Below are 591 nucleotides of genomic sequence, written 5' to 3' on the forward strand. Positions count from 1 at the left end.
TTGTTACCCCTACAACCAGAGGCGCTTTTTTCAGCAACTCCCGAAATGCATCCAAGAAGAATTGCAGGTCTTTCAATGGATTGCTTCTTGTATTATCCAAAAGAAGCACCAAGCCCATACTGCCTTGGCTCAGAATTTCCCACATGAAATTAAAACGCTCCTGACCAGGCGTACCATACAGATGAACCTTGGTTTCCTCATCCAAATGAATGACACCGTAGTCCATCGCCACAGTCGTGTACCCCTTGCGGACAAGTGTCATATCGGATGCGGATGCATCGGTTTGAACCGGTGGTTCATCAGATAAAGCTGAAATTGCAGTGGTTTTACCTACGCCAACAGGACCGGTAAAGATAATTTTATTTTCTTTCATGACGTGTCCTTTACGATTTACCCAGCAACTTACGCATCAGGCGTTGCAACAGACCGCGAGGTTGTTCTTTCGACGGACCGGCAATTTTTTGAGCCTCTTTGCTCATTGCTGTTTCAGGTACGTCTTTGCTATTCACATCAATCTGTTCATTCAACGAAGGCGTATTGTTCGCATCAGTTGCAAACTCTGTATCTGTTGCCAAAAAGCCTGTCATATAT

The 591-nt window shown here is 44.8% G+C and carries 1 protein-coding gene and 1 pseudogene; both read right to left on the reverse strand.

Annotation, left to right across the window (positions count from 1 at the left end; all coding sequences use genetic code 11):
* Positions 1-373, reverse strand: a 373-nt coding sequence (locus ACTHUR_RS16120; RefSeq protein ID WP_440399686.1) for a GTP-binding protein, incomplete at its 3' end; no start/stop codon positions are given.
* A gap of 10 nt (positions 374-383) precedes the next feature.
* Positions 384-591: pseudogene (locus ACTHUR_RS16125) on the reverse strand (response regulator); the annotation flags it as partial.

The sequence above is a fragment of the Neisseria sp. P0021.S007 genome, assembly GCF_051956855.1.